Annotated in this window: 7 protein-coding genes; 3 read left to right on the top strand and 4 right to left on the bottom strand. The window is 62.1% G+C overall.

Annotated features, from left to right (window positions below; genetic code table 11):
* The coding region (locus tag AC4FS3_RS28425; protein ID WP_491023328.1) for an SEC-C metal-binding domain-containing protein at positions 1-446 on the top strand (446 nt) is incomplete at its 5' end.
* 2 nt (positions 447-448) lie between these two features.
* Here AC4FS3_RS28425 and AC4FS3_RS28430 read toward each other — a convergent pair.
* Both AC4FS3_RS28430 and AC4FS3_RS28435 read right to left on the bottom strand, forming a co-directional pair.
* Positions 449-748: a type II toxin-antitoxin system RelE/ParE family toxin gene (locus tag AC4FS3_RS28430; protein ID WP_491023329.1), complete on the bottom strand. Its 300-nt coding sequence runs from the start codon at positions 746-748 to the stop codon at positions 449-451.
* Positions 745-1,002 carry a type II toxin-antitoxin system ParD family antitoxin gene (locus tag AC4FS3_RS28435; RefSeq protein ID WP_290686354.1) on the bottom strand — a complete coding sequence of 86 codons (258 nt, stop codon included), beginning with the start codon at positions 1,000-1,002 and terminating at the stop codon, positions 745-747. Before AC4FS3_RS28435 ends, AC4FS3_RS28430 begins: the two co-directional genes overlap by 4 nt.
* Before the next feature lie 703 nt (positions 1,003-1,705).
* On the opposite strand from AC4FS3_RS28435, the gene AC4FS3_RS28440 reads away from it, so the two are divergent.
* Positions 1,706-2,029 (top strand): DUF736 domain-containing protein, encoded by a 324-nt coding sequence (locus tag AC4FS3_RS28440; RefSeq protein WP_290686357.1) that lies wholly within the window; start codon positions 1,706-1,708, stop codon positions 2,027-2,029.
* A 64-nt stretch (positions 2,030-2,093) separates the two neighbouring features.
* Here AC4FS3_RS28440 and AC4FS3_RS28445 read toward each other — a convergent pair whose 3' ends face one another.
* On the bottom strand, positions 2,094-2,288 hold the full coding sequence (locus AC4FS3_RS28445) for a hypothetical protein (protein ID WP_226937104.1): 195 nt from the start codon (positions 2,286-2,288) through the stop codon (positions 2,094-2,096).
* Between the two features lie 187 nt (positions 2,289-2,475).
* Between AC4FS3_RS28445 and AC4FS3_RS28450 the strand changes: the two genes are divergently transcribed.
* Entirely contained in the window at positions 2,476-3,141 is a 666-nt protein-coding gene (locus tag AC4FS3_RS28450) for a helix-turn-helix transcriptional regulator (protein ID WP_020952612.1), read from the top strand.
* A 16-nt stretch (positions 3,142-3,157) separates the two neighbouring features.
* On the opposite strand, the gene AC4FS3_RS28455 is transcribed toward AC4FS3_RS28450, so the two are convergent.
* Positions 3,158-3,715, bottom strand: coding sequence for a hypothetical protein (locus AC4FS3_RS28455; protein ID WP_491023330.1), 558 nt, complete (start codon positions 3,713-3,715; stop codon positions 3,158-3,160).
* Between the last annotated feature and the right edge of the window lie 138 nt (positions 3,716-3,853).

Raw genomic sequence — 3,853 nt, forward strand, 5'->3', positions numbered from 1 at the left:
TGCTGATGATCCCGGGGGAGTATTTCCCTGTCCTCGACGAGGATCAGCGCAACGGGGACATCATCTGGGAGTTCTGGATGATGGGTTTCGTCGCGGCGATGCGACTGCGGCCTGACGCCTGGGATCTGATTGAGGACAGCAAGGACCGGCGGGCGAAGAAGGCGCTGGATCTCGCAGGCAAACTCTCGCGTATCTCGACCGGGTTCGCCGAAGGGAAAGGCTGGAAGGCTACAAAATTGTCGCGCGAGGCCCATGATCTGATCCCCGATATGGTCGAGGATCTGAACGCCTTCGCCAAGGCGCATACGGCGAAATCCATGCCCGGTCTGCCGCTGGCCTCCAATCTGGCTGCTGCGCCCTCAGCGGCACCGAAGCCCGGTCGCAATGATGCGTGCAACTGCGGCTCCGGGCGCAAGTACAAGAAATGCTGCGGCGCTGTTCACTGATCTCAGCCTTGCGGGAACAGGATCGCGTCAACGTCCATCGCGCCGTTCACGACATGAAGCACTGTCACCTGATCCCCGCGGATCTGGTAGAAGATCAGGTACCGGCCATGAACGCGGCGCCCGATGCTTTGCGTCTCATAGCGTGGGACAATCGGCCAGGCCTCGGGGAACTCGGCGAGTTCCATGCAGCTTCGGCCGAGTTCACGCACGAAGCTGATAGCGCGTGCGGGATTGTCGCGTGCGATGTAGTCGCCGATGGCTTCCAGATCCGCTTCGGCCTCAGCGGTGATCTCGACGATCATTTCGCGGGTTTGCCCATCGCCTGATACTTGGCCTCAAGCCGCGCGAAGACGTCGCCGGCCGGTTTGACCCGCCCGGAATCAGCATCTGCAAGCCCCCTGGCCAGGGCCTGGTCCAGGACAGCAAGGCGGGCTTCTCGCTCCTGGATCAGGCGGATGCCTTCGCGCAGGACCTCGCTCTTGGAATTGTAGCGGCCGGTTTCGACCAGCTTTGTCACAAAGCTCTCCAGCTGTGTTCCCAGATCGGCACTGATCATCGCGGCCTCCGCTATTGCTGGTTTCACAATGCCACGCTTGATAACTGTTATCAATCCTTGCGGCGTTCATGGCGCGGCCTTCCTGCTTTTCGCCGGGTTGGCTGTCGGTCGGATTTTCCCGTCGTCATGAGCGCACAGGGCTCAGTCTTTCCCTCTTTCCGGCCTCTTTGATCGTTGGGTTCTGCGGACCAGTGGCACGCTCTGATCTCGCTTCCGGCCCTGTCCCTCTTCCCGGTCGAGCACTCGGGCGGCAGGTGCCGATCCGGTGGCCCGCCCAGTTTCCGGTCTGATGCGGTGCGGTGCCCGTGGCCCGCAGGTCGGCGGGGAGGGGCGCAAGCCCGCCTGTTTACAGCTGGGGTGACCATCGCCGGTGGTTGCCTTTGGCGCCTTCCTGCCGGTTCCTTCAGGATCGCCGCTGTCTCCTGTCTCTCTGGGGTGACGGGACCGCTCGCATGCGTCCTCTGTGATGGGCTGATCTGGCCGAAGAACAGCGCGGAAGCCGCGCTTCGACGTCTCGGCGCAACAGCGTCGTTGAACTTTCTTCCCCTGCCGGCGGTGCCGTCATTCCTCGCGGAAGACAAGAAAGCCCTGCCTGTGCTGTCAGGGTCCCGGACGGGACTGCGCCGGCCGTCGTCCCCGGCCTGTCGATCGCCATCGAGGCCGCAATGGAGCGGGCCCGAACACGAGAGAATGGAGACAGACAATGGCGACCATCGGCACCTTCAAGAAGACCGGCAACGAATACACCGGCGAGATCGTCACCCTGAGCGTGCAGGCCAAGGGCGTGCGCATCGTCCCCGACCTGCGGGCCTCGGGCGAGAACGCACCTTCGCACCGGATCCTGGTGGGCCGCGCGGAGATCGGTGCCGCCTGGTCGAAGCGCTCGACCGAGGGCCGGGACTATCTGGGCCTGAAGCTGGACGATCCGAGCTTCTCGCACCCGATCTACGCCAACCTCTTCGACGACGAGGACGGCGAGGGCTCGAGCCTGATCTGGTCGCGCCCGAACAGCCGCCGGGGGGAGTAATCCCCCCAACCAGGGCCCCGGTCGAAAGGCCGGGGCCTTTCATCTTGCCGGCGAGCAATGGCCCTCAGCGCAACTCTTCTGTCACGAAGCTGCGCTCGGCCTTGCCGAACCAAGCCGTCTGCGTCTCGCCTGTGTTCCATTCATAAACCAGGCCAATGACCCTGCCATCGTCCTTGTGGCGCAGCCGGGCGATTGGCCGGGCCTCGATGCGGTTGGTGCGGCATGAGCCGCCGCGATGGTCACTGGTCTGCACGTTCATAATACTTGCCTCGACTGTCACAGAACTTCGCTGGCTGGCGATCGGAACCCTTTTCGCAAGGTCGCTTCACGGTTGATTTGCGCGCGCTTTCATCACAACCTGACATAACGGTGGGGGAGCGGCCATGCCGTTACCCTTTTTGGTATCGCTGTTTGAGGACTGCACATTTTCTCGTGCGGGAGGGGTAATGGTTTGGACTATTGTTCCGGAAATGGCCCATTTGGATGCCCGGCTGCGGGCAATTGCACCGATGGGCTATTCACTCGTCATCCATGTGCGCAGTTTGACGCCAGAGCATTATGTCTCCACCTATCCGGAGCGTTGGGTCGAGATTTACACTGAGCGGCAATATGCGATGTTTGATCCGGTCAATCTCTGGGCCAGGACGCATTCAGGTCGCATCAGATGGAGTGAAGTGCCGGTCGAAAAGCTCTCGCCTGCTGGCACTCTGATAATGGATCACGCGCGCGAGTATGGCCTCAACTATGGTTGCGGCGTTTCTCGCAGTCGCATTGAAGAATATGGCACGCTCAGCTGCCTGTTTTGCGCCCGCGAGGATCGGGAACTGACCGACGGTGAGCTGGACGAGGTTGAGGGCATATTCAAACAGCTGCTCGCCTCTATCGAGGCGGCAAGACCGCTTTCAGAGATGGAGCGTGCTATCCTTTCTGATCTGGCGAACGGTTTGCCCTATAAGGAAGTCGCGCATCGACAGGGCGTCAGTACCGAGACCATAAAGAAGCGCCTGGAGCGGATAAGGAACCTGCTCGGGGCGCGGAACTCGGTACAGGCAGTGGCAATCGCTACCAAGCGCGGTCTGATCCTGAACCAGCCAGCGTCAGGGCCTGAATAGCCCCTGCCAGCGTGGGTCAGCGGACATCGTCGGAGTCGTCACTGAGCGATGCGAGGAGAGCATCGATTTCCGCCCAGACCAGCGGCTCCAGCTGACCCCGCACCAATGACCACCGGCTGTCGACCCCCAGAGGGTCCTGATCGGCAAGCAGCCGATCAAAGATTGCGGCGGGCACTGCGACGCTGGTCCTGACGGTCCAGCTTGCCTGACTTGCCCGCCTGTCACTGGAGGGGATGGCATATGTTGCTGAGAGCCCCCACTTCTTGACGGCCTTCCGCAGGGCGGCCCGGATCACCTGTCGGGGGGCAATGCCGCAGGCAACCAGCCCTTGTTCCTGGCGCTTCAACGCGTTCACGCGCACGTCGACTTGGATCGAGGCTTTCGAGTCATCTCTTGAGGCTTGATCCTCCGATGCGGCGTTGGCGCTCAGCTGCGCCGGCGCACGGGCCTCGGCCGCGCTGGCTGGTTCGTCTCTGTCTCGCGTCTGCGCCGGGTTCGTCGTGTTTTGTTGGGTCAGACTGAACGAATAGGCCTGATCCGGCCGTGTCACGAGGGGGATGCGTTTGCGGACCATGTCACTCTCAGCCGCTGATGATGGTGTTCAAGATGTCGGTGGCTTCTTCCAGCGCCTCGATGAGCGGGCGGGCATGGGGCTTCATCAGCGGGTTGGGATCATTCTGCCGCGCAAGAGCGATGGCATGAAGCAGACCAA

The sequence above is a fragment of the Pseudogemmobacter sp. TB195 genome, assembly GCF_058313095.1.

Coding starts and splice junctions, on each gene's coding strand:
- AC4FS3_RS28430 (WP_491023329.1), bottom strand. CDS start 748: ATGATCGTCGAGATCACCGCTGAGGCCGAAGCGGATCTGGAAGCCATC.
- AC4FS3_RS28435 (WP_290686354.1), bottom strand. CDS start 1,002: ATGATCAGTGCCGATCTGGGAACACAGCTGGAGAGCTTTGTGACAAAG.
- AC4FS3_RS28440 (WP_290686357.1), top strand. CDS start 1,706: ATGGCGACCATCGGCACCTTCAAGAAGACCGGCAACGAATACACCGGC.
- AC4FS3_RS28445 (WP_226937104.1), bottom strand. CDS start 2,288: ATGAACGTGCAGACCAGTGACCATCGCGGCGGCTCATGCCGCACCAAC.
- AC4FS3_RS28450 (WP_020952612.1), top strand. CDS start 2,476: ATGGTTTGGACTATTGTTCCGGAAATGGCCCATTTGGATGCCCGGCTG.
- AC4FS3_RS28455 (WP_491023330.1), bottom strand. CDS start 3,715: ATGGTCCGCAAACGCATCCCCCTCGTGACACGGCCGGATCAGGCCTAT.